A 23410-nucleotide genomic window follows, 5' to 3' on the forward strand; every position below is an offset into this window, starting at 1 on the left:
CGGGCAAGCCGTATGACACGGGACCTCTGCCGACGCTCTAGCGTTCGTACCGCTGAGGGGTCCCTCGGTCGTCGTACGTACAGAGCCGTACGGCCACGGAGGGCTGTCGGGTCGGAGCCGATCGGGCCACCGACCGGGCATCCTCATACCTGCGGCCTGTCGAAATACGTCGCATACCGTCGACGCACTCAGCAGGCGCATTACCACCATACCCCGGAATCGCGCACATGTGATGGCCGAATTGGTCACGTAGTCGTGGTCACAGTCGTTGACCTGGGGCTTCCCGGGGACGGCAAGCGGACTATTGTGCGCCTCATGACTAGCTCTGACAAGCCCGAGAAGGCGTCCGCCGCACCCACCGGACCCATCGGCGTCGCCGCCCAGGACTGGGCGCAGGCCTCCGCCGAACCGCAGTACCGCGCCGCCGTCGTGGACCTGCTCGGCGCCCTCGCGTACGGGGAGCTCGCGGCGTTCGAGCGGCTCGCGGAGGACGCCAAGCTGGCGCCGACCCTCGCGGACAAGGCGGAGCTGGCGAAGATGGCGTCGGCCGAGTTCCACCACTTCGAACGGCTGCGGAACCGGCTGACCGAGATGGGCGAGGAACCGACGGCCGCCATGGACCCGTTCGTTGCCGCACTCGACGGCTTCCACCGCCAGACGGCTCCCTCGGACTGGCTGGAGGGCCTGGTCAAGGCGTACGTCGGCGACTCGATCGCGAGCGACTTCTATCGGGAGGTCGCGGCCCGCCTCGACTCCGACACGCGCGAACTGGTGCTGGCCGTCCTCGACGACACCGGCCACGCCGGCTTCGCGGTGGAGAAGGTGCGCGCGGCCATCGACGCCGACCCGCGGGTCGGCGGCCGGCTTGCGCTGTGGGCGCGGCGGCTGATGGGTGAGGCGCTGTCGCAGTCCCAGCGGGTGGTCGCCGACCGGGACGCACTGTCCACGATGCTCGTGGGCGGTGTCGCCGACGGCTTCGACCTCGCGGAGGTCGGGAAGATGTTCTCGCGGATCACCGAGGCGCACACGAAGCGGATGGCCGCGCTGGGTCTCGCGGCCTGAGCGCGGTGGGGCTCAGCGGGGGACGAGCGGCGTGACCGGGGGTGCGCCGCGACTGCCCGGCAGTTCCACGCACCCTGAGCGTCCCCGTCCCTGCCGTGCCGCCGCCCGGACCTCCCATGAAGGCGCCGGTCTACGCCGGCGCCGATCGTCGGCGCAGCCGACCAGCCGGACGGAGCAGGAGGGACAGGGACGCCGCTGAAACGATCGCGGCGCCCAGCAGGCTCGGCAGGACGCTGCCGAGGTCCAGCGCGCTGTGCGTGACGAAGTCACCGAAGAGGGCCCCGGCCACGCCCGTCGCATACACCAGCGGACGGGCGGGGAGTCGATGGGACAGGCGGTGAGCCGCCGTCCAGGCGAGGATCAGACCGAGCACTGCGGAACCGAGTGCTTCCAGGATCATGTCGGGGGTCCTCCCAGGGCCGGTGTGCCTCGGCGGTCGTAGCCCGTCATACCCGTGACCTGCGGAGAGCAATCCTCGCTGGGGAGGAGCTGTGCGCCATACGTGTGCACGCCCCATGCAGAAGGGCCCTGCGGCACGCGGCCGCCGGGCCCTTCTCACGACTTCGGCCTACAGCGTGCCGAACCCCACCTTGCGCACGGTCGGCTCGCCGATCTCCACGTACGCCAGACGGTCCGTCGGCACCAGGACCTTGCGGCCCTTCTCGTCCTCCAGGCTGAGCAACTGCGTCTTGCCGGCCAGCGCCTCGGACACCAGCCGCTCGACCTCCTCGACGCTCTGACCGCTCTCCAGAACGATCTCGCGGGGCGCGTGCTGCACGCCGATCTTGACCTCCACGGCTATGTCCCTCCGACGGTCAGTGATGTGCGCGATCTTCCGCGCTGTACGCAGCACACATTAGCCCGGTGAGGGGACGTACACGCTGCGCCCCGGAACGCCAAGAGCGAACAGCCCCGGGAACGAGCGAGCCTCAGTGCTGTTCGGTGTTGTGCAGCGGGAAACCCGCGATGCCCCGCCAGGCCAGGGAGGCCAGCAGTTGCACCGCCTGGTCGCGCGGAACGCTGCGGTCGCTGTGCAGCCAGGAGCGCGCGACCACCTGGGCGAGACCGCCGAGGCCGGAGGCGAGCAGCATCGATTCCGCGCGCGAGAGGCCGGTGTCCTCGGCGATGACGTCGCAGATCGCCTCGGCGCACTCGTTGGTGACCTTGTCGACGCGCTCCCGTACGGCGGGCTCGTTCGTGAGGTCGGATTCGAACACCAACCGGAAGGCGCCGCCGTCGTCCTCCACGTACGCGAAGTAGGCGTCCATCGTCGCCCGCACACGCTGCTTGTTGTCGGTCGTCGAGGCGAGTGCGCTGCGTACCGCCTGGATCAGCGACTCGCAGTGCTGGTCCAGCAGCGCGAGATACAGGTCGAGCTTGCCGGGGAAGTGCTGGTAGAGCACTGGCTTGCTCACCCCGGCCCGTTCGGCGATGTCGTCCATTGCCGCCGCGTGGTAGCCCTGCGCGACGAAAACCTCCTGAGCGGCCCCCAGGAGCTGGTTCCGTCGGGCTCGGCGTGGCAGACGGGTGCCACGCGGGCGCGCCGCCTCAGTTTGCTCGATGGCTGTCACGCCGCCTCCCAGAGTCGTCCACATGCGGTGTCGGCCGCACACCTATCGTACTTTTCGGTAACCGTGGTGTGCGCGGTGCGAGCGCAGAATTTCATGGAGCGGACGGTGGGGAAAGCCGCGGAGCCGGGTCTGGTGCGCCCGCCGGGCGCCGTACGCCGCCACCGGAGGACGTACGAGGTCAGCGGCTGACGGCAGTCTGCGGGCTCAGCGGTAGTCGTCCTCGTCGAGCGAGACCACACGCGCCTGTTCGATGAGATCGGCCTCGTTTCCGCGGTCTGGGTGCACGTCTGTCAACGGTTCGTCGTGGTCCGGCGTGACGTCCGCATGCTGCTCGGCAGCATCCACCTCGGGGGCCTCGACGTCGACTTCGGGGGCCACGTCGGCCTCCAGGTCCTCGATCTCCTCGATCGTGTCGGGCTCGGTGGGGTCATAGGCCATGGTGGGCCCCCCTTCCTGGAACGTCCCTGGGAGCAGCAGGGGCCACACGTGGCTGCTCTCTGCTACGAGCCTAGGAGACACCTGGTCCGGACGCCATGCCATGGGGGCCTTTCGCCGGCCGGATCCACTGCTTCACCCATGGCCAGGCTGTGACGGCGAACACACGAACCCACACGAACCCCGGCGTGATCACCTCGTAACATTGCCGCATGTCTTCGACCGAGTCGCCGACCGTGCCGACCGCCAGTGTGCCTCCCGAGGCCGCACCCGCCCGGGTCGCCGAGGGCGAACGGCTGCGGTCCGTGTGCTTGCCCGGAGTCACTCTGTCGATCCGTTCCCGGCGCCCTGCGAGCCGGGGTCTGCCGCCCACGCTGTTCGTTCACGGGCTCGGTGGTTCCTCGCAGAACTGGTCGGCGCTGATGGCTGCGCTGGACGGAGTCGTCGACGGTGAGGCCGTCGACCTACCGGGCTTCGGTGAATCCCCGCCCCCGGACGACGGTGACTACTCCGTCACCGGACACGCACGCGCGGTGATCCGCTATCTCGATGCGGCCGACCGCGGTCCCGTCCACCTCTTCGGCAACTCGCTCGGCGGAGCGGTGGCCACGCGCGTGGCGGCGGTGCGCCCCGACCTCGTCCGCTCGCTCACGCTCGTCTCCCCGGCCCTGCCGGAGCTGCGTATCCAGCGCGGCGCGGTGCCGACGGGGCTGCTCGGCGTGCCCGGAGTCGCGGTCCTCTTCACCCGGCTCACCAGGCGGTGGACCGCCGAGCAGCGGGTGCGCGGGGTCACCGCACTCTGTTACGGCGACCCCGCGCGGGTGTCGCAGGAATCGTTTCAGCAGGCCGTTGAGGAGCTGGAGCGACGGTTGCGGCTGCCGTACTTCTGGGACGCGATGGCCCACTCCGCGCGCGGGATCGTGAACGCCTATACGCTCGGCGGACAGCACGGGCTGTGGCGCCAGGCCGAACGCGTACTGGCGCCGACCCTGCTGATCTACGGCGGTCGCGACCAGTTGGTCGGCTTTCGGATGGCCCGCAAGGCCGCCCGTTCCTTCCGTAACTCCCGGTTGCTGTCGCTGCCGGACGCCGGGCACGTGGCGATGATGGAGTACCCGGACGTGGTCGCCAGGGCGTTCCGTGAGCTCTTGGCGGAGGTGGGTGACTCGGGAGCGCGTACGGTCGCCGACCGCCCGCGGGGTGCCGCCACCAAGGGCGCGGGGAGCTGAGGGCCGGGGTGGGACGCCATAGCCGACGCGGACCGGCCCCGAAGGACGGCTCCGCCGACATGACCGCACGGCGGGGGAGGCGGCCGGGCACACGCTTCGGCGACCGCCGGAACACGCCGGACCAGAGGGAGGGGACGGACGCGGCCCCCCGTCAGGCGGGGGTTCCGGGAGGGCCGGGCACTCCGGAGGATCCCGGTGTCCCGCACCTGGTACCGCCGGAGCCGCCAAGGCAGCGGCAGGCGCCGGCGGGCCGGTCCGTTGAGCAAGGGGCGCCGAGGTGTGCTGACGGCACTCCCGCGCACGGTGTGCAGAGGTTCCCCGATGGGACCCCGGGGCGTGGTGCGCCACGTGCTGCCGAGGACGCCCCGGCACGCGGGCTGCCCCGGCTCGACGACGTCGGTTCCGTCCGGGGAGGGCATCCCGAACAGCACGAAGCGGGTGGCGGTTGGGGGGAGTCCGTCGGATCCGGCGGCGCGGGGCCCGGTGTCGTGTTTCCACGGCAGCGGCAGCCGGAGCCGAGCCGGCCGGGGCGCGGAGCCGGACCGCGGCAGGACTACCTCGACGCCTTCACGGACATCAGCGAGGACGCCGAGGACGCCGGCGCCCCCGCAGCGGGCTCGGACCAGGCGCACCCTACCGAGGGACGGCCGGCCAGGGCGCGGCACGCCTACGCCTCCGGGGCGGACGGCGTTCGTGTGCCCGTGCAACGGGGCGGCGGCAAGGGCCGGGCCTTCACCGGCATCGCCGCCGCGGCCGTCACCACCGTGCTCGCTGTGGTCGTCGCCGGACAGGTGACAGCGGGGCAGGACGGTGGCGCGGGACGGTCGCGGTCCGCCAGTGGCCAGGCGCGTGACGCGCGTACCGCCGACGCGTCGACGCCGTCCGCCCCGCCGAGCACCGTGGCACTGACGTACGACCAGAAGATGGACAGCAAGTTCCCGATCAGTGCCACTCTGAAGGGCCCGGGGAAATTCGACACCGTGCCCGGTTCCGACAAGGCTCCCGGTACAGGGCGGACGTACCGGTACCGCGTGGACATCGAGCGGGGGCTGGGGTTGGACGGCACGCTCTTCGCCGAGGCGGTGCAGAAGACCCTGAACGACGACCGTAGTTGGGCCCACGGCGGGGCCCGCACCTTCGAGCGGGTTTCCTCCGGCAAGCCCGACTTCGTGATCACGCTGGCCAGCCCCGCCACCACCGCCGTATGGTGCGCGAAGTCCGGACTGGACACCCTGGAGGAGAACGTCTCCTGTGACTCGGCCGCCACCGAGCGGGTGATGATCAATGCGTACCGTTGGGCTCAGGGCAGCAAGACGTACGGGGACAAGATCCGTGCCTACCGGCAGATGCTGATCAACCACGAAATCGGCCACCGGCTCGGCCACGGGCACGTCACCTGCCAGAAGAACGGCGAGCTCGCCCCCGTTATGCAGCAGCAGACCAAATTCCTTGACCACGACGGTATCCACTGTCTGCTCAACCCGTGGCCCTATCCCAAGGGCTGACGGGTTACCGCGGGCGTCCCGGCGGCGCCCGGGCCGGGGCCGGTCCGGGTGGAGGCACTGGACTGCCTGATCGCGACCCTCTGGCCGACCAGGCTGAATGGGCTCGCAAGCGGGGTAAGCCGGGTCCATGGGCAAGCAGTTGCGTCGAGGGGAAGCGCCGGCCCGGCTCGGTGAGGACGGGCGGGGCGCCGGGGGGTGCGGGGCGGTCCCTGTGAGCCCTGAGGCAGGCAGTCCCGGCCAGCATGACGGTAACGTTGCGTGAATGATTGATCACCCTATGATCTCTTAGCGCGGTAGAACGTCACCCGCAGGCGAAAGTTACGACCGTTCACCCCTTCCGGTGGCGCGACGGACAACCGTCCGTCGCGCCACCGCCTTGTCCGCTTACGTTCGTCCCGCTGCGAGCCGTCGGGACAACGGCGGCTCCCCTAACGGGAGATCGGGGGTGTATACGTGCGCATCGGACTGCTGACGGAGGGTGGCTACCCGTACGTGAGGGGTGACGCCGGACTCTGGTGCGACCGGCTCGTGCGCGGGCTCGACCAGCACGAGTTCGACGTCCATGCACTCAGCCGCAGCCGGCGCCAGGAGGACGAGGGCTGGGTCCCGCTTCCGCCGCAGGTCTGCCGCGTGCGTACGGCTCCGTTGTGGAGGGCCGAGGACGACGGGGTCGTGTACGGGCGGCGTGCGCGCCGGCGCTTCACCGAGTGCTACGGGGAACTGGTCGGGTCGGTGTGCGCCGAGGTGGGTGCAGGCGCCGGATCGAATTCCGCGTCCGATGACCTGGCGGACCGTTTCGCCAATGCGCTGTACGGACTCGCTGAACTCGCCCGGGAGGAGGGCGGACTGGTCGGGGCCCTGCGCTCTGACACCGCGGCACGCACCCTGGAACGTGCTTGCCGTGCTCCTGGGGCGCTCCGTGCGGCGCGTGAGGCGCGCGTACCGGATCTGCTCACCGTTGCCGCGCATCTCGAACGCGCCCTGCGCCCCCTCTCCCTCGACTGGTACGACGACGCTGGACTCGGCGCCGCAGACCTGTGCCACGCAACCGCCGGCGGGCCCACGGCCCTCCCCGGGTTGCTCGCCCGGCACTTCTTCGGCATACCGCTGCTCGTCACCGAGTACGGCGTGCAGCTCCGCTCGCACTATCTGACCCTCGGACCCGACTCCGCTGCTCCCGCCGTACGCGCGCTGCTCGCCGCCTTCCACGGGCGGCTCGCCGCCGAGGTGTACCGCCGGGCCGAGATCCTCACCCCCGGAAATGCGCACACCCGCCGCTGGCAGGAACGGTGTGGGGCCGACCGGAGCAGGATCCGCACGGTTCACCCCGGCATGGAGGCCGGCCGCTTCACCGAGGTCGGGGAGTCACCGGACCGCGCCGACCCCGGCACGCTGGTCTGGGTCGGGCGCATCGAACCCGCCAAGGACCTGGTCTCGCTGCTGCACGCCTTCGCCGAAGTCCGCAAGGTCGAGCCCGCGGTGCGCCTGCGGATCGTCGGGGCGGCCTCTGGCCCCGAGGGAGCCTCCTACCTCGGCCACTGCCGGGCCCTTGCCGCGCAGCTCTTCCCGGACGAAGCGGAAGGCGCGCACGCCATCGGCGACAACCCCGTCTCCTTCGAGGAGATTGGCGGCCCCGAGGCACCGACCCTGCCCGACGCGTACGCGGCCGGCGCCGTGGTCGTGCTGTCCAGCGTGGTGGAAGGCTTCCCGACCAGTCTGATCGAGGCCATGTTCTGCGGCCGGGCCACGGTGTCCACGGACGTCGGCGCGGTGGTGGAGATCATCGGCGGCACGGGCCTCGTCGTGCCCCCGCGCAACCCGCGGGCGTTCGCCGAGGCGTGCGTGGCGCTGTTGCGCGACCCCGAGCGCCGTGCGCGTCTTGGAGCCGCTGCGCGCGCCCGAGCACTCGAACTGTTCACCGTCGAGCAGAACATCGCGGCATTTCACAGCATCTACCTGGAGATCGTGTCGCACTGCCCGGTCCACCGGGTCGTGCTCGACGAGACCGGTGAGCCCCTGCCGTTCGCCACCCCCGCCGAGTCCCACGTCCCGGGCCGTTGGACCGGCCCCACGGCCCGCATCATGCCGCGGGGCATCCCTGAATGGGCCATGGACATACCGGTACGCGCGACGCCGGTGGCGGTTGCGGAGGGAGCGTGATGGGCACAGCGGACGGCCGCTTCGGTGGCCAGGGCGGCAGCGTCGTGAACGAGCCGGTCGAGCCGGACCCAGGACCGGATTCTGGCGCGCCGGACGCGCCGATGGGCTCCGAGGCCCACGGCCTGGGCGGCGAGGAACCCTGCGGTGTCGCCGGTCGTACCGCAAGCCGCACGGGATCACTGGACCGACCGGGGATGCCAAGCGGCGCCGAACCGTGGGGCGTGCGGTCGGGGAGCTGGCCGCCGGCAAAGTGGCCGGAGGAACGGCCAAGTGGTGAGGACGCGCGGTCTGCCGAGGTCCTCGGGGACGGGACTGGCCCCCGAACGCCGCGGGTTGCCGGGCCCGCCGGGCGGGCCGGTCGGCGCGACCCCGCAGCCGCCGACACCGAGACCAGTGCGGGGCCGGACCGGAGGTGGCGCGCCGCCACCCCGCGAAGCGGGGCCGTCGACCCGGTGAAAGTCCTGCTCCACCGGCACCGTGAGCTGTGCCGACGGGCCGTGGACCCGTTGGAGATCGCCGCCGGACTCGAAGCGCACGGGGTGACGGACCGGACCGCCGCCCGCTTCCGCCACCGTGACGTCTTCTCGCTCGCAGAGGAGTTGTACGCGCGCGTGCCGCGGGATGCCGATCCGCGCCCGGAGACCGATCCACTGCCCGTGCCCCGCGTTCACGCCGGCTGGGTGCTGCTCACCCTCCTGCCGGGTGCCCTCGGCGCGGCAACCGTGGCCGGACTGCGCCTCACCCATGGACACCCCCGCCTGCTGGTGGCCCTCGGCGGCATCTTCGCCGCCGCGCTCTCCACCCGCACGGCACTGCGCCGCGGCCCGCTGGCCGGCTCTCCCGCCACCCGTGCACGGTGGGTGGCGGGCGGTGCGTACGCGTGCACGTGCTGGCTGCTCGGGTACGTCCTTCTCGGCGACGGTCTCCTCCGCGCGGCGCTGGCCGGGGGCTCCGACGGCCTGCCCGCCGGAGCCCCCCACGGACCGTGGCCCACGGCCACCGCGCCCGTCCTGGCCCTCGCCCTGTCCTGCGCCCCGGCGGCCTGGTGCGCCCATCTCCTCACCGTCGGCGCCCGTCGCAGACTCGCCGGCAGCCGGGGCCTTGAGGACTTCGCGACCGCCGCGAAGCCGCTGCTGTTCGGTGCGTTCGTGCTGTTCCTGGGCGCGCTCACCGGTCTGCTCCTGCTGTGCGGCGCCGTTCTGCGCGAACCCGCGGCCTACCCGCAAGCCCTCGCCCTGGGCGCCTTGCTCCTACTCGCCCGTCTGCTCACCGTGCACCACCACCGGTATGCCGCCGCCCTGGCTCTCAGCGCCGCCGTGGCCGTCGAGGCCGCGGCCCTGGTCCTGCCGCTCGCCGGCCGGCTGCCCGGCTGCGCCTTTCTGGCGGTCCCCGTGCAGACCCTGACGGATTCCTGGGGAGAGGCCGCCATGCCGACACTCGCCTGCGGCGCCGCGGCCCTGGCCCTGTTCCTGCACGCCACCCGCACGCTCACCCGGGCTTCGGCCCACGCGCCCACCGGAGCGCCCGAATGAATCTTCCGCCACCGACTTGACCCGAGACCTCGTCCCCCGCCCTTCGCCCTCCGTCCTCCGCCCACGGCACCGGGCGGCGGCCACCGGCGCCCGATGCCGTGGGCGGAGGTACCCGTACACCCCCATTTCTTGAAGGAGAACGCCAGATGACCATCTCCCGCCCCAGAGCCTTCGGCACCACCGGAACGGCCGACACGCCCGGAGCAGCCACCGCAGCCCCCGCCAGCGCCGCCGGCACGCACACCCCGGGAGCCGTTCGATGAGGGTCCTGCTGATCGGAGCCAACGGATACCTTGGCCGCTTCGTCGCCGACCGCCTGCTCGCCGACCCGGCCGTCCAGCTCACCGCACTCGGCCGCGGCGACGACGCCGACGTCCGCTTCGACCTCGCCACCGGCAGTCCAGGAGCGCTCACCCGCTTCCTCGATGCGGTCCACCCCGGAGTCGTCGTCAACTGCGCAGGTGCCACCCGTGGCGGCGCCCGCGACCTCACCCGGCACAACACCGTCGCCGTCGCCACCGTCTGTGAGGCCCTGCGCCGCAGCAGCTGTGGCGCGCGCCTGGTGCAGATCGGGTGCGGTTCCGAGTACGGCCCCAGCCAACCGGGTTCGTCCACCGCCGAGGACGCGGTGCCCCGCCCGGGCGGCCCGTACGGCGTCAGCAAACTCGCGGCGACCGAACTGGTCCTCGGTTCCGGCCTGGACGCCGTCGTGCTGCGCGTCTTCTCGCCCGCTGGCCCCGGCACCCCGGCGGGCTCCCCGCTCGGCCGGCTGGCCGAGGCCATGCGCCGGGCCATGCAGTCCGGCGACGGTGAACTCAAACTCGGCGGACTCGGAGCCCAGCGCGACTTCGTCGACGTACGCGACGTGGCGCGCGCCGTGCACGCTGCCTCGCTCTCCGCCGCGCAGGGCGTCATCAACATCGGTTCCGGTCGTGCCGTCCGGCTCCGGGACGCCGCCGCCATCCTCGCCCGCGTGGCCGGGTACGGTGGCGCGCTGCACGAACTCGACGCCCCGCCCGGCCCCCTGCGCAGTGCCCTCGGGCATCCGCGCGCCGACTCCGATCACGTGGCGCCGGTGGCCTACCCCTATCCGGACGGCTGCGGCAGCTGGCAGCAGGCCGATGTGCGCACCGCCCGTGACCGGCTGGGCTGGCGACCGCGGATCAACCTTGAGGAATCCCTCGCCGACATCTGGATGGAGGCGGCATGCCGCATCTGACCAGCACCGCAGCGGACACCACGAGCACCGGCGTCCATACCGCCCTCGGCGTTCCCGGCTATGCCCACCCTTTGGTCGCGCCGGCCCAATGGGTGGAACTCGCGCGTCCTGGCACCCCGCTGAACTGGGTGGTGCTGAACGTTGCAGCAGGGCCCGGCATCCGGTCCGACCCGCGCTGTCTGGAGGCCACCAGCCTGCTGCGCGGCGCCGGTGTCCGGGTCCTGGGCCACCTGGATCTCGTCCACGGGGCCCGAGCTCTCGGCAACCTCCTCCGCGACGCGCACCGCTACCTTGACTGGTACCAGGTCGACGGCTTCCTGCTGGACCGCTGTCCCGGCGAGCGGACCCTGCTGCCCGAGGTCCGCCGCACGATCACCACGCTCCGGACGATCAGTGACAATGCCCACGTTGTCCTCGGCCATGCGGGCCATCCGCATCCCGGGTACGCGGAGGACGCCAATCAGCTGGTGACCTTTTCCGGTCCCTGGGCCGACTACCGCTGGTCGCAGGCTGCCGAGTGGACCGCCGAGTACCCGCCCGACCGTTTCTGCCATTTCGTGCACGGCCTGCCCCGCGGACACCTGGAGGAAGCGCTGCGCATCGCGCGCTGGCAGGGCGCGGCAACGATCTACTTCACCGATCGCACGGACTGCGGCGGTCGTGTCGACCCCTGGGAGACGGTGCCCGGCTACTGGGACGAAATTGTCTCGCGTATCGGAACAGGTGTCTCGGAATGAAGAAGGGCGTGGCAGTGTTACGACAAGAACAACCGTAGTGATCGACCGACCAACGGAGTCCCCGTGTCGCTGCCACCCCTGGTCGAGCCGGCTTCCGAGCTCACCGTAGACGAGGTCCGCAGGTACTCCCGCCACCTGATCATCCCCGACGTGGGCATGGACGGGCAGAAGCGGCTGAAGAACGCCAAGGTGCTCTGTGTGGGGGCCGGTGGCCTGGGCTCGCCGGCGCTGATGTACCTGGCCGCCGCGGGCGTGGGCACCCTCGGCATTGTGGAGTTCGACGAGGTCGACGAGTCGAACCTGCAGCGCCAGATCATCCACAGCCAGTCCGACATCGGTCGTTCCAAGGCCGAGTCCGCGCGTGACACCGTCAAGGGCATCAACCCGTACGTGAACGTGGTCCTGCACGAGGAGCGGCTGGAAGCCGACAACGTGATGGCCATCTTCAGCCAGTACGACCTGATCGTCGACGGCACGGACAACTTTGCGACCCGTTACCTGGTCAACGATGCGTGCGTGCTGCTGAACAAGCCGTACGTGTGGGGTTCGATCTACCGCTTCGACGGCCAGGCCTCCGTCTTCTGGTCCGAGCACGGTCCCTGCTACCGCTGCCTGTACCCGGAGCCCCCGCCCCCCGGCATGGTCCCCTCCTGCGCCGAGGGCGGTGTCCTGGGCGTGCTGTGCGCGTCCATCGGCTCCATCCAGGTCAACGAGGCGATCAAGCTTCTCGCGGGCATCGGCGAGCCGCTGGTCGGCCGACTGATGATCTACGACGCCCTGGAGATGCAGTACCGCCAGGTCAAGGTCCGCAAGGACCCGGACTGCGCGGTCTGCGGCGAGAAGCCGACCGTCACCGAACTCATTGACTACGAGGCCTTCTGCGGTGTCGTCTCCGAGGAGGCCCAGGCGGCCGCCGCAGCCTCCACGATCACTCCCAAGCAACTCAAGGAGTGGATCGACGGCGGCGAGAACATCGAGATCATCGACGTTCGCGAGCCGAACGAGTACGAGATCGTCTCCATCCCGGGCGCCACGCTGGTCCCGAAGAACGAATTCCTCATGGGGGCCGCTCTGGAGGCCCTCCCCCAGGACAAGAAGATCGTCTTGCATTGCAAGACGGGTGTCCGCAGTGCGGAAGTCCTCGCGGTCTTGAAGTCCGCGGGCTTCTCCGACGCCGTGCACGTCGGCGGCGGCGTCATCGGCTGGGTGAACCAGATCGAACCGCACAAACCGGTCTACTAGTCGGCTCCGCTGACCAGCGGGACAGAAGAAGCCCACGGCTCTGACCAGTGCAGGTGCCGTGGGCTTCTGCTGTTGTCGGTTGGTGTCGGGGCACCTCGCACGGCCCAGGGGCGGCCTGGAACTCGCGCCGATGGCACGCGCCGGGAGCTGAAACGGCAGTGGTGCCTCCCGGAGCGGTGAACACCCGCTGTCCGTGCTCATGGACGCAATGAGCCAGGACGGTCGACGCCCCCGCCCCCGCCGCTGTCATTCGCAGACCGTGCCGTCTTTCGGCACCGTCCCGTTCAGCAAGTAGGAGTTCACCGCCGAGTCGACACAGTCACTGCCTCTGCCGTACGCCCCGTGACCCTCGCCCTTCCAGGTCAGTTCAACGCCGACCCCCTTGCCCAGTGCGTCGGCCATCTTGCGGGCACCCTCGTAGGGGGTCGCCGGGTCCCCGGTGTTGCCTACCAGCAGTATGGGTGCTGCGCCCGTTGCGCTGACCTCAGGAGTGTCGAATTGGCCCGCCACCGGCCAGTCATGGCACCAGCCGGCCGTGTCCCATCCCAAGAAGTCCCCGAACACCGGTGAGAGCCGCTCGAACGCAGCCAATCGCTTCTTCGTTTCGGCGGGCGTCGGCCGTTGCCTGTCGTCCAGGCAGGATATGACCCGCTGGGAGTGGGACATCGTGCCGTAGTGGCCCGAGGAATCCCGCTCGTCGTAATCGTCGGCCAGCGCCAGCAACTGCGAACCGTCCCCCTGCTGTGCCGACTGGAGCGCGCTGGTCAGCCGTGGCCAGCTGGACTTGCTGTAGAGCGGCAGGACTATTCCGGTGAGCGCGAGTGTCTGGGTCAACTTCCGCTCGGACGACGTCGGCAGCGGCCTGGCATCGATCTGCCGGAGCAAGTCGGCGATCTTCCGTGTTCCCTGTGCGGGGTCCTGGCCGGTGGACTTCAGGTAGTCGTCCAGCGCCCGTTGGAAGCCGCGGGTCTGGTTCTTGGCGTGACCCACTGCGTCGGCGGTCGGATCGACCACCGCGTCGAGGATGACGCGTCCCACCTGTTTCGGGAACAAGTGGGCGTAGACGCCGCCGAGTTCGGTGCCGTACGAGATGCCGAAGTAGTGCATCCGTGCGTCGCCGAGGACCTGGCGCATCAGATCCATGTCGCGAGCGGTGTCAGTGGTGGACACATGGGACAACAACCGGCCGGCGGCCTTCTGGCAACCCTTGGCGAAGTCGGCCGCGTCCTGCAGGTAGGCCTTTTCCTCGGCCGGGGTGTCCGGGGTGGTGTCCACGTCCTCGGCCGCCTCGATCGCCCGGTCGCCGCGGCAGCGGATCCCCTCACTCTCTCCGACCCCCCGCGGATCCCAGCTCACCAGGTCGTAGCGCTCCCGGAGCCGGGCGACGGTGGGAGCGTAGAACGGCATCGTCGACACGCCCGAACCGCCCGGGCCGCCGAAGTTGAACAGCAACGACCCGATGCGGTCGGCGCCGGTGGCCCGCGCCCGGATGAGGGCCAGGCCGATCGTCGCGCCGTCCGGTTCGGACCAGTCCAACGGCACCTTGAGCGTGGCACACCGCCAGTCGTCACCCGGTGCTGGGCTGTCCTCGGTGGCTGTGCAGTGGTGCCAGTCGAGATGTTGCGAGGTGAGGGAGGCCGGAAGAGCCACCGGGGCCGATGGCGCCGAGGGCCGCGACGCTGACGGGGCGGCCGTATCCGTGGCCTGGCCCTTGCCTCCGGCCCCGTCCGGCGAGCCGCTGCCACAGCCGGCCACCAGCAACGCCGCGGTCACGGCGACGGTCCAGCGCGGCATTCGCCCCATACGCACCCCCTGGCAAGGCCCTTCGCGTCGTGCCGCGGCGGGCGTTCAGGCCATGGTAGGCGCACCGGGCACCGCCCGTGGAAGCCTGTGGAAAACCCTCCGACCTGCGGATTTCTCCGGTCGTCCCCGGCGGGTCAAGAACAGACCGTACCCGGCTTCGGTACCTTCCCGTCCAGCAGATAGGCGTTCACCGTGCTCTGCACACATCTGTTCTTGCTGTCGTACGCGCCGTGTCCCTGCCCCTTGTACGTCAGCTTGACGGCGACGCCCTTGCCGAGTGCGTTCACCATTTTCTGCGCGCCTTCGTACGGGGTCGCCGGGTCCCCGGTGTTGCCGACGACGAGGATGGGCGCCGATCCGGGGGCGCTGACGTCGGGATGGTCAGCCGCACCCGGCACGGGCCAGTCGGTACAGCTGACCATGCCCCAGGCCAGGTAGTCCCCGAAGACCGGGGAGGCGGCACGGAACTCGGGCAGTTTCCGCTGGACGTAGTGCTCGGTGTACCGCGGCTTCTCGTCGGCGCAGTTGATCGCGATGTTCGCTGCGGCGATGTTGCTGTACTCGCCGTTCTCGCTGCGGCCGTTCATCGAGTCGGAGAGCAGCATCAGGATCTGGCCGTCACCGGCGTAGGCCTGTTCCAGCCCCTGGGTGAGGTACTCCCAGAAGTCCTTCGAGTACAAGGACTGGGCGATGCCGTTGGTCGCGTCGGTCTGGGTGAGGCGGCGCGGGAAGATGCCGGGGATCGGGTTCTGCTCCAGGTCGTTCAGCAGTTTCGCGATGCGGTCCTTCACATCCTGCGGGGTGTCCCCGATCGGGCATCCCGACGCCTTCGACGTGCAGTCCTCGGCGAAGTTGTCGAGCGCGAGCTGAAAGCCCCTGGCCTGACCGAGTGCGCCCTGTTCGGGGGTTTGCGTGGGGTCGATCACGGCGTCGAGGACGGCCCGGCCGACGTGCTGGGGGAACAGATGGGCGTAGACGCCGCCGAGTTCGGTGCCGTATGAGATGCCGAAGTAATGCAGTTTGTCGTCGCCGAGGACCTGGCGCATCAGATCCATGTCACGGGCCACATCCGTGGTGCGCACATGTGGAAGGATCTTCTGGGAGTGCTTCTCGCAGGCTGCGTTGAACTGTTTGGTGCGGTTCAGGAGCTGGGCGCGCTCGGCGCTGTCGTCGGGGGTGGCGTCCTGCTGGAAGTACTCGTCCAGTTGGGGGTCGCTCTCGCACTTCACCGGTTCACTGCGGCCCACCCCGCGCGGATCGAAGCTGACCAGGTCGTAGCGGGTGCGCAGGGCGGCGTAGTCCTCGCCGAACGCGGGTAGCGTGCTGACGCCGCTGCCGCCGGGGCCGCCGAAGTTGAACACGAGCGAACCGATCCGTTCGCTTGCCGGACCACTGGTCCCGGCCCGGATCAGGGCGATGCCGATCGTGTCACCCTGGGGCTCGCTCCAGTCCAGCGGAGCTTTCAAGGTGGCGCACTGCCACGAAGTGCCGTTCGGCAGCGGGGACGGGGCACTGCCGCCGCCCTCCGCCTCTGACGGGGCCGGGCAGTCCTTCCAATCCAGCTTCTGCGCCGTGAGGTCCCCGTCGTCGGTGCTGTCGCCGCAGCCGGCCAGCAGGGCGGACAGCAGCACGGCGGTGGTGGTCAGGGCGACGGCACGCAGTCGGGAAGGGTTCGCCATGATCCCATCCTGGGGCCGTGCGCACCGTAACGCGCGGGGCACGGGCCGTACGAGGTACGTCCCGCGCAGCCCGCTTGCACCGGACTGCCCAGCCGCGCGGGCCGGGTTACAGCGCGCCCTTACGGGTCAGGTGGTTGAAGGCCAGCCAGCCCGGCAGCACCGGCAGCCACAGCGTCAGCAGTCGGTACAGCAGGACGGCAGGGGCGGCGACCTCCTTGGGCAGGCCGACGGCGATCAGTCCCACGGTGAGGGTCGCCTCCACCGCGCCCACGCCGCCAGGGGTGGGCGCCGCGGAGCCGAGGGCGTTGCCGGCGAGGAAGACGACGGCGACGCTGGCGATGCTCAGCGAGGCCGAGTTGTCGCCGAAGGCCCGGATGGAGGCGTCCAGGCACATCACGAAGCAGGCGGTCAGCAGGAGCATGCCACCGATGCCCGTGATGAGTTTCTGGGGCCGCTGCAGCACGTCGAGCATGCGGGGTACGACACCGGCGAACAACGACCTCACACGTGTGACGACGAATTTCCGCAGGAACGGTACGGACGTGACCACGAGGACGAGCACCGCCACGGTCAGCAGGCCCGCGATGACCGTGCGGGACGGAGACAGGGAGGGTGTCTTCTCGGTGCCGGTCAGGTAGCCGAACGACAGCAGCATCAGGATGTGGGCGCCGAGCCCGAACAGCTGGGACGCGCCGACGCTCGCCACCGCGAGCCCGGGGCGCACGCCCTGACGCTGCAGGAAGCGTGTGTTGAGCGCCACGCCCCCGACCGCGGCCGGTGCCACGATCTTCACGAAGGAGCCGGCGACCTGCGCCGCGATGGTCCGCAGGAACGGCACCCGCTCCGGAACGAAGCCGAGCAGGGACATCGCCGCGGCCACGTAACTGAGTGCGGAGAACAGCACCGCGGCGGCCACCCAGATCCACTGCGCCTGCGCGAACAGCGTGCCGAACTCGATGTGGGTGAGCTGCGTCAGCAGGTAGTACGCGCCGATCGCGCCGGCGATGAAGCTGATCAGCGTGCGTGGCCGCACCCTCTCCAGGCGGGCCGGCTCCACGGGCGCCTGGGGCCTGATCCGCAGCACCTCGTGCCGGATCTGGGTGAGCAGATCCTCCTCGCGGGCCTCTTCGAGGGCTTCGTCCATGGCCCGCTTCTCCGCACGCTGTGCGGCGCGGACCGTCTTCTTGTCGGGCCTTTCGAGGGCGGCCGGGCTGGTTCCGGAGGTCTCCTCCAGGCGGGCCAGTTTGGCCTGCCTGGACGCTTCGAGCATGGCCTCGCGTTCTCGCTGGGACCGTTCCCGGGCCAGTCGGCGCAGCGTCGCGCGCGTGGAGCGTGTCAGCGCGATCGGCTGGAGCATCGGCAGGCAGTCGGCGACCGCGTCCGGGCCGAGTACGCCCACCGCCGAGGCCACGGCCCGCTCGGCGCCGACCCGCAGTGCCAGCGTGGTGACCAGCTGGGCGACGTCCACGCGCAGCAGGAGTTCGCCGGCCGCGATCTCGCCGCCGCGCAGTTCGGTGAGGATGACCCTGCCGGAACGATCCACCAGAATCGCGTCACCAGCCAGCCGGCGGTGCGCGATGCGTCGTGACTGCAACGCTTGGACCTGGTGCCAGGTGTTGCGCAACAACGCGTCGGTGATCTCCTCGTCGGCCAGCGAGTCCAGCATGCGTCCGCCGATGTGCTCGTAGACGAGCATGACCGCGTCGGGGCCGAGTTCGGAGGTGGCGATCAGCTTGGGCGCGTTGGCGCCGGCTGCGATCGCCGCGTATGCCAGCAGTGCCTCCTGCTCCAGCGCCTGACGCAGCGACTGGAAGCTGGAACGGGTGGCGTAGCCGCGCAGGGTCAGGTTGCGCCACGTGCGGTAGAAGAAGCCCTGCGCCTGCTGTTCCCGGTCGACGACCGTGACGTCGAGTGGCGGACCGTCCTCCAGGGTGACGAAGTAGCGTCGGCCGCGGTCGCCGTTTTCGGACTCGGCGGCTTCTTCGCGGGCCGCGCTGACGGGGCGGAAGCCCACGTGCCGAAGGCCCGCCATCAGGGTCTGGCCGGTGGGCCGCACGTTGGGGGAGCCGACCGCGTAGAGGGTGCCGTAGGCGACGGTCCAGCCGATCAGCACCGTCAGGATGATCGAGAAGGGGGTCGTGTAGCCGGTGACGAGCATCGAGAACGCGTCGAGCAGCAGCACCACCCACAGCACCGCGCGCCATCTGGGTCTGCGGGACATGCCGACGGCCGTCATGTATGCGATCACGGGCGCCAGGTAGCCGTGCACGGGGTCGGTCAGGGCGTGCACGTCGCCCGGTGCGGGCTGGGTGAGCGCCTCCTGGATCGAGTTCGGGGCGGCCTGGGCGACCCACAGGTCGGCGGCGAGGGTCACTCCGTGGGCGAGTACGGCCGCGAGAACACCGTCGGCGATGCGCAGCCCGTCCCGCTTGATCAGCCGCTCGATCGCGAAGGCGACCGGGACGAGGAGGATCGCGATGCTGGACGCCAGTCCCGCGATCTTGATGAGGAGATCGGGGGCCTGGCCGGTGCCCTTGTTGATGTCCTGTTCGAGACCTGAGGTGGTGCCGTGCGCGAACGCGGCGATCGCGAGAACCACCACGATGGCGAGCACGCCCACCAGCAGCCGCATGAGGTCGGAGGGGCGGTGCACGCGCGCGGGGAGCAGCGGTTCGTCCCCCTCGACCTCGTCCGAGTGAGGGTCGTGAGAGCCGTCTCCGCTGCCCCTGCCCCGGTCGGGGAGCCTGTTCTCCGGCACTTGCGCCCCCTCGCCGAGGTCACTGTCGTCCCGGTGCGCGCGCGTGGCGTCGACCGCGTTCTCGCGCGCCCCGGTGCCGTCCCCACGCGCATCGGGGCGGTCGTCCGCGTGCGGACCGGCCTTCTCCCGGTGCGCCTCGGCGCTGTCCTCGCCCGTGTGGGCGGCGTTGGGGTGTGCGGCGGCGTCAGGTGTGCCCGCCGCGTCCTCGGGGTGCACGCCCTGCTGCTCCATGGTCTCTTCTTGGTCTCGTATCACCAGTCACCGCCCGCATGATGGTGGCACGTCCCACCGACACGCGCGGCCATCAGGGTGCGGATGCGCGGGCGCACAGTCTGCCGGAAGTGCACTCCGGGGGCGAGGGGAGCAGGGTGTGCGCGCCACGCCGCCGTGTCGGCCGGGTGCGGCAGGATGGGACGAATGAGCGAGCAGAGGTCTGCCGGGGAGATCCGTGAGGAAGGCGACGCATATGAGGACGCGCTGCCGGAGTACGCGGAGCGGGTCCTTCAGGTCGCCGAGCGGATTCCGCCGGGGTGGGTCATGACGTACGGCGACGTCGCCGAGTGGCTTGGTGAGGGCGGACCGCGTCAGGTGGGCCGGGTGATGGCTCTCTACGGAGGCGCTGTCCCGTGGTGGCGCGTCGTGCGTGCCGACGGAGTGCTGCTGCCCGGACACGCGCTGCGCGCGCTCGCGCACTACCGCGAGGAGGACACACCGCTGAGGGAGGCGAGCAGGCAAGCCGAGGGCCATCTGCCGCGGCTCGACCTGCGGCGGGCACGATGGGACGGTGGCGCGGACGCGGAGGGTCACACCTGACAGCTTCCGCCATCGGAGGCCCTCTGGGAGGGCTCGTGGTCCATACGGGGGACATGGGGGACGCCTGTGGCATGACGTACGTTCGTGAGGTGTGGGGCACGTGCGGCCCGAGTGCCGCAAGGGAAGAATCGGAATTTCTGCTTCCGTTCCCGGTGGCGGCGTAACGTCTGCTGCGCATGCCCTCCTCACCCCGCGGCCACCGCCTTGCGCGAGTGACCGCCTGACCGCCAGCACAACCACCAGGACCGGCCAACCACGTGAGCTCCTCTTCCTCCACCAGGCGCCCGCCGCACGTTCAGTTGCGGCAGGGGAGCCATGGCGCTTACCGACTGGTCCGTACTCCGCCGGCCAAGGTGGATCCCCCTTCTCTGGACGCGGCACAGCGCGCCGTGGTTGATCACCGGTCCGGTCCGCTGCTCGTCCTTGCGGGCCCCGGCACCGGAAAGACCGCCACTCTGGTCGAATCCGTGGCCGCACGGATCGCCCGGGGCGGGGACCCCGAACGAATCCTGGTGCTGACCTTCAGCCGCAAGGCAGCCGTCGACCTGCGCGACCGGATGGCACTGCGCATGGGTGCCACGCGCGTCCCCCGGGCGACCACCTTCCACTCGTACTGCTACGCCCTGGTGCGCGCCCACCAGGACAGCACCCTGTTCGCCGAGCCGCTGCGTCTTCTCTCCGGCCCCGAGCAGGACGTCACCGTCCGTGAGCTGCTCGCCGGCCAGCCGGAGCTACAGCGGCTCGGGCTGGCCCATGTGCGCTGGCCCGACGAGTTGCGTGCCTGCCTGACCACGCGCGGCTTCGCCGACGAGGTCCGCGCGGTCCTCGCCCGCAGCCGCGAACTGGGCCTCGGTCCGGGCACCCTGGATGCCTTCGCCCGCCGCATCGGCCGCCCCGATTGGCAGGCGGCCGCAGCATTCCTCGCCGAGTACCTCGACGTGCTCGACCTGCAGGGCGTGATCGACTACGCGGAACTCGTGCACCGCGCGGTCCTGCTCGCCCGCCGCCCCGAGGTCGCAGCACGGCTCGCCGCCCCGTACGACGCCGTGTACGTCGACGAGTACCAAGACACCGACCCCGCCCAAGTACGGCTGCTGCACGCGCTGGCCGGCGCCGGGCGCACCCTGGTCGCCTTTGGGGACCCCGACCAGTCGATCTACACCTTCCGGGGCGCTGATGTGAACGGCATCATCGACTTCCCCGAGGCCTTCTCGCGCGTGGACGGCGGGCCGGCACCGGTCGAGGTGCTGCGCACCGCCCGACGCTCCGGCGCCACCCTGCTGGCCGCGACCAGGCTGATCACCCAGCGCATGCCCCTTTCCCGACTGCCCGCCGGCAAGGTGCGCGCCCACCGGGAGCCGACCGCCGTACGGGACGGCGGCCGCATCGAGGTCTACACGTACCCGACGGCAGGCGCGGAACTCGACAACGTCGCCGACATCCTGCGCCGTGCGCACTTGGAGGACGGCGTCCCCTGGAGCGACATGGCCGTCCTGGTACGCGCTGGAGCCCGTAGCCTCCCCGTCCTCCGCCGCGCCCTCACCGCGTCCGGCGTCCCACTCGACATCGACGGAGACGACCTGCCGCTGCGCCATGAGCCGGCGGTGGCACCGCTGCTGACAGCCCTGCGCGTGGTGGCCCGGGCGGAGGCGGGGCGCGTCGAGAAGGCGCACGCAGCGGAGGAGACGGGGCGCGAAAGCGAGCTGGAGCGCCCCGGGGAGCGGGACGCGGTCGTACCGGTGCCCGGCGGAGACGAACCTTCCGAAGCGGCGGAACCGGACACCGCCTGGCTCGACACCGAGACCGCCCTCACCCTGCTCACCTCCCCGCTCGCCGGCATGGACACCGCCGACCTGCGCCGCCTCGGACGGGCCTTGCGCGAGGAGGAACGGGCCGCGGGGAACCCCCTGCCGCCTCCGTCCGATGAACTGCTCGCGCGAGCGCTCGCCGAGCCCGAGCGCCTGGCCGTACACGATCCCGCGTACGCGCGCGGGGCCCAGCGCCTCGGCGCACTGCTCCGCAAGGCCCGTGGACGCTTGGCGGGCGGAGGCACGGCCGAGGAGGCGTTGTGGGACCTGTGGGAGGGCACGCCGTGGCCCGCCCGTCTGGAACGGGCCGCCCGGCGCGGCGGCGCAGCCGGCCGCAACGCCGACCGGGACCTGGATGCCGTGTGCGCACTGTTCGCCACCGCCGCGCGCGCGGAGCAGCGCACCGGGGGTCGTGGCGCCCTGAACTTCCTTGCGGAGACCGGGGCCGAGGACATCGCGGCCGACACGATCACGCGCCGTGCGGTGCGCCCCGACGCGGTCCGTCTGATGACCGCGCACCGCGCCAAAGGCCTGGAGTGGCGGCTGGTCGTCGTGGCCGGAGTCCAGGAGGGGCTGTGGCCCGACCTGCGCCGCCGCGGCTCCCTGCTGGAGGCCGACCGCATCGGACGCGACGGACTGGCCGAACCGCTCACCCCCGGCGCGCTGCTCGCCGAGGAACGCCGCCTGTTCTACGTGGCCGCCACGCGCGCGCGTGAACGCCTCGTCGTCACCGCCGTGCGGGCACCGGCCGACGACGGGGACCAGCCCTCCCGGTTCCTCAACGAGCTGGGCGTCGAACCCCGGGACATCTCCGGCCGCCCCCGCCGCCCGCTGTCCGTGGCCGCTCTCGTCGCCGAGCTGCGTGCCACCACCGTCGACCCGCGCGCGTCCGCCGTCCTGCGGGAGGCCGCCGCCCACCGTCTGGCCCGGCTCGCCGCACTCACCGACGAGGACGGCCGCCCACTGGTGCCGTCCGCACATCCCTACCGTTGGTGGGGCATGTCCGAACCGACCGAGAGCAAGGTGCCGCTGCGCCACCGGGACCGTCCCGTGGCGCTCTCCGGCAGCGCCCTCGACCAGCTCGCCAACACGTGCGCGCTGCAGTGGTTCCTCGGGCGTGAGGTGCGCGCCGACACCCCCGCCACCACCGCTCAGGGTTTCGGCAACGTGGTGCACGTCCTCGCCGACGAGGTCGCCTCCGGCCACACCCCGGCCGACCTCGATGTCCTCATGGAACGCCTGGACTCGGTGTGGAACGCGCTCGCCTTCGACGCGCCCTGGAAGTCGCAGCAGGAGAAGGACAACGCGCGCGCGGCGCTCGAACGCTTCCTCAACTGGCATGTACTGGACCGCGCCGGCCGTGCCCCCGTCGCCAGCGAGCAGGACTTCGACGTCACCCTCGACGCGGGCGACTACCAGGTCCGCATCCGTGGCCAGGTGGACCGGGTGGAGACGGACGCGGACGGGCGGGCCTACGTGGTCGATTTCAAGACCGGCAAACAGGTGCCCAGCGCTGCCGAGGTGGCCCACTACCCGCAGCTCGCCGTCTACCAGCTGGCCGTCCGGGAAGGCGCCGTCGACCCGGCCTTCGACGGCGTGCGCCCCGAACCGGGCGGCGCCGAACTGGTGCACCTCAGGCAGGGGGCCGCCAAACGCGACGGTGGCGACAGTCTGCCCAAGGTGCAGAGCCAGCAGCCGCTGACCGGGGAGTGGGCCGGTGAGCTGCTGGCCAACGCCGCCGGAAGGGTCCTCGACGAGCGGTTCACACCGAGCACCGGCCAGCACTGCACGCACTGCGCATTCCGCGCCTCGTGCAGCGCCCGTCCCGAGGGACGCCACGTGGTCGAGTGATGCACG

At 71.1% G+C, this 23410-nt stretch carries 17 protein-coding genes; 10 read left to right on the forward strand and 7 right to left on the reverse strand.

The window, feature by feature from the left end:
• Positions 1–315 precede the first annotated feature (315 nt).
• Positions 316–1062: a ferritin-like fold-containing protein gene (locus LK06_RS22120; RefSeq protein ID WP_039651296.1), complete on the forward strand. Its 747-nt coding sequence runs from the start codon at positions 316–318 to the stop codon at positions 1060–1062.
• 130 nt (positions 1063–1192) lie between these two features.
• On the opposite strand, the gene LK06_RS22125 is transcribed toward LK06_RS22120, so the two are convergent.
• From LK06_RS22125 to LK06_RS22140, 4 genes are all read right to left on the reverse strand, one after another.
• Entirely contained in the window at positions 1193–1462 is a 270-nt protein-coding gene (locus LK06_RS22125) for a hypothetical protein (protein ID WP_039651297.1), read from the reverse strand.
• Positions 1463–1630: 168 nt separating this feature from the next.
• Positions 1631–1858, reverse strand: a complete 228-nt coding sequence (locus tag LK06_RS22130) for a DUF3107 domain-containing protein (RefSeq protein ID WP_043432337.1) — start codon at positions 1856–1858, stop codon at positions 1631–1633.
• 133 nt (positions 1859–1991) lie between these two features.
• Positions 1992–2633: a TetR/AcrR family transcriptional regulator gene (locus LK06_RS22135; protein ID WP_039651300.1), complete on the reverse strand. Its 642-nt coding sequence runs from the start codon at positions 2631–2633 to the stop codon at positions 1992–1994.
• Between the two features lie 204 nt (positions 2634–2837).
• A complete protein-coding gene (locus LK06_RS22140) occupies positions 2838–3071 on the reverse strand; it encodes a hypothetical protein (RefSeq protein WP_039651302.1) in 234 nt (77 codons plus the stop codon).
• Positions 3072–3280: 209 nt separating this feature from the next.
• Here LK06_RS22140 and LK06_RS22145 point away from each other — a divergent pair, with 209 nt between their 5' ends.
• The 7 genes from LK06_RS22145 (at position 3281) to moeZ (ending at position 12692) form a co-directional block, all read left to right on the forward strand.
• Positions 3281–4297 (forward strand): alpha/beta fold hydrolase, encoded by a 1017-nt coding sequence (locus tag LK06_RS22145; protein WP_043407134.1) that lies wholly within the window; start codon positions 3281–3283, stop codon positions 4295–4297.
• 8 nt (positions 4298–4305) lie between these two features.
• Positions 4306–5802, forward strand: coding sequence for a DUF3152 domain-containing protein (locus LK06_RS22150; RefSeq protein ID WP_078858853.1), 1497 nt, complete (start codon positions 4306–4308; stop codon positions 5800–5802).
• Positions 5803–6255: 453 nt separating this feature from the next.
• Positions 6256–7962 carry a DUF3492 domain-containing protein gene (locus LK06_RS22155; RefSeq protein ID WP_071659263.1) on the forward strand — a complete coding sequence of 569 codons (1707 nt, stop codon included), beginning with the start codon at positions 6256–6258 and terminating at the stop codon, positions 7960–7962.
• 194 nt (positions 7963–8156) lie between these two features.
• Positions 8157–9494, forward strand: coding sequence for a hypothetical protein (locus tag LK06_RS22160; protein ID WP_234367626.1), 1338 nt, complete (start codon positions 8157–8159; stop codon positions 9492–9494).
• A 259-nt stretch (positions 9495–9753) separates the two neighbouring features.
• Positions 9754–10713, forward strand: coding sequence for an NAD-dependent epimerase/dehydratase family protein (locus tag LK06_RS22165; protein ID WP_039651308.1), 960 nt, complete (start codon positions 9754–9756; stop codon positions 10711–10713).
• On the forward strand, positions 10701–11450 hold the full coding sequence (locus LK06_RS22170) for a spherulation-specific family 4 protein (protein WP_039651309.1): 750 nt from the start codon (positions 10701–10703) through the stop codon (positions 11448–11450). The genes LK06_RS22165 and LK06_RS22170 overlap by 13 nt, the downstream gene beginning before the upstream one ends.
• Positions 11451–11513: 63 nt before the next feature.
• Positions 11514–12692, forward strand: a complete 1179-nt coding sequence (moeZ, locus tag LK06_RS22175) for an adenylyltransferase/sulfurtransferase MoeZ (protein WP_043407129.1) — start codon at positions 11514–11516, stop codon at positions 12690–12692.
• Positions 12693–12938: 246 nt separating this feature from the next.
• Here the strand turns inward: moeZ and LK06_RS22180 are convergent, their stop codons facing one another.
• The 3 genes from LK06_RS22180 to LK06_RS22190 form a co-directional block, all read right to left on the reverse strand.
• Positions 12939–14495, reverse strand: a complete 1557-nt coding sequence (locus tag LK06_RS22180; RefSeq protein ID WP_039651313.1) for an alpha/beta hydrolase — start codon at positions 14493–14495, stop codon at positions 12939–12941.
• Between the two features lie 134 nt (positions 14496–14629).
• Positions 14630–16174, reverse strand: a complete 1545-nt coding sequence (locus LK06_RS22185) for an alpha/beta hydrolase (protein ID WP_043407127.1) — start codon at positions 16172–16174, stop codon at positions 14630–14632.
• 106 nt (positions 16175–16280) lie between these two features.
• Positions 16281–19163 (reverse strand): lysylphosphatidylglycerol synthase domain-containing protein, encoded by a 2883-nt coding sequence (locus LK06_RS22190; RefSeq protein ID WP_039651317.1) that lies wholly within the window; start codon positions 19161–19163, stop codon positions 16281–16283.
• Between the two features lie 186 nt (positions 19164–19349).
• Here LK06_RS22190 and LK06_RS22195 point away from each other — a divergent pair, with 186 nt between their 5' ends.
• Positions 19350–19745 (forward strand): MGMT family protein, encoded by a 396-nt coding sequence (locus tag LK06_RS22195; protein ID WP_039651319.1) that lies wholly within the window; start codon positions 19350–19352, stop codon positions 19743–19745.
• Between the two features lie 257 nt (positions 19746–20002).
• Positions 20003–23404, forward strand: a complete 3402-nt coding sequence (locus LK06_RS22200) for an ATP-dependent helicase (protein ID WP_078858851.1) — start codon at positions 20003–20005, stop codon at positions 23402–23404.
• Positions 23405–23410: the final 6 nt, after the last annotated feature.

It is taken from the genome of Streptomyces pluripotens, from assembly GCF_000802245.2.
Taxonomy (GTDB): Bacteria; Actinomycetota; Actinomycetes; order Streptomycetales; family Streptomycetaceae; genus Streptomyces; species Streptomyces pluripotens.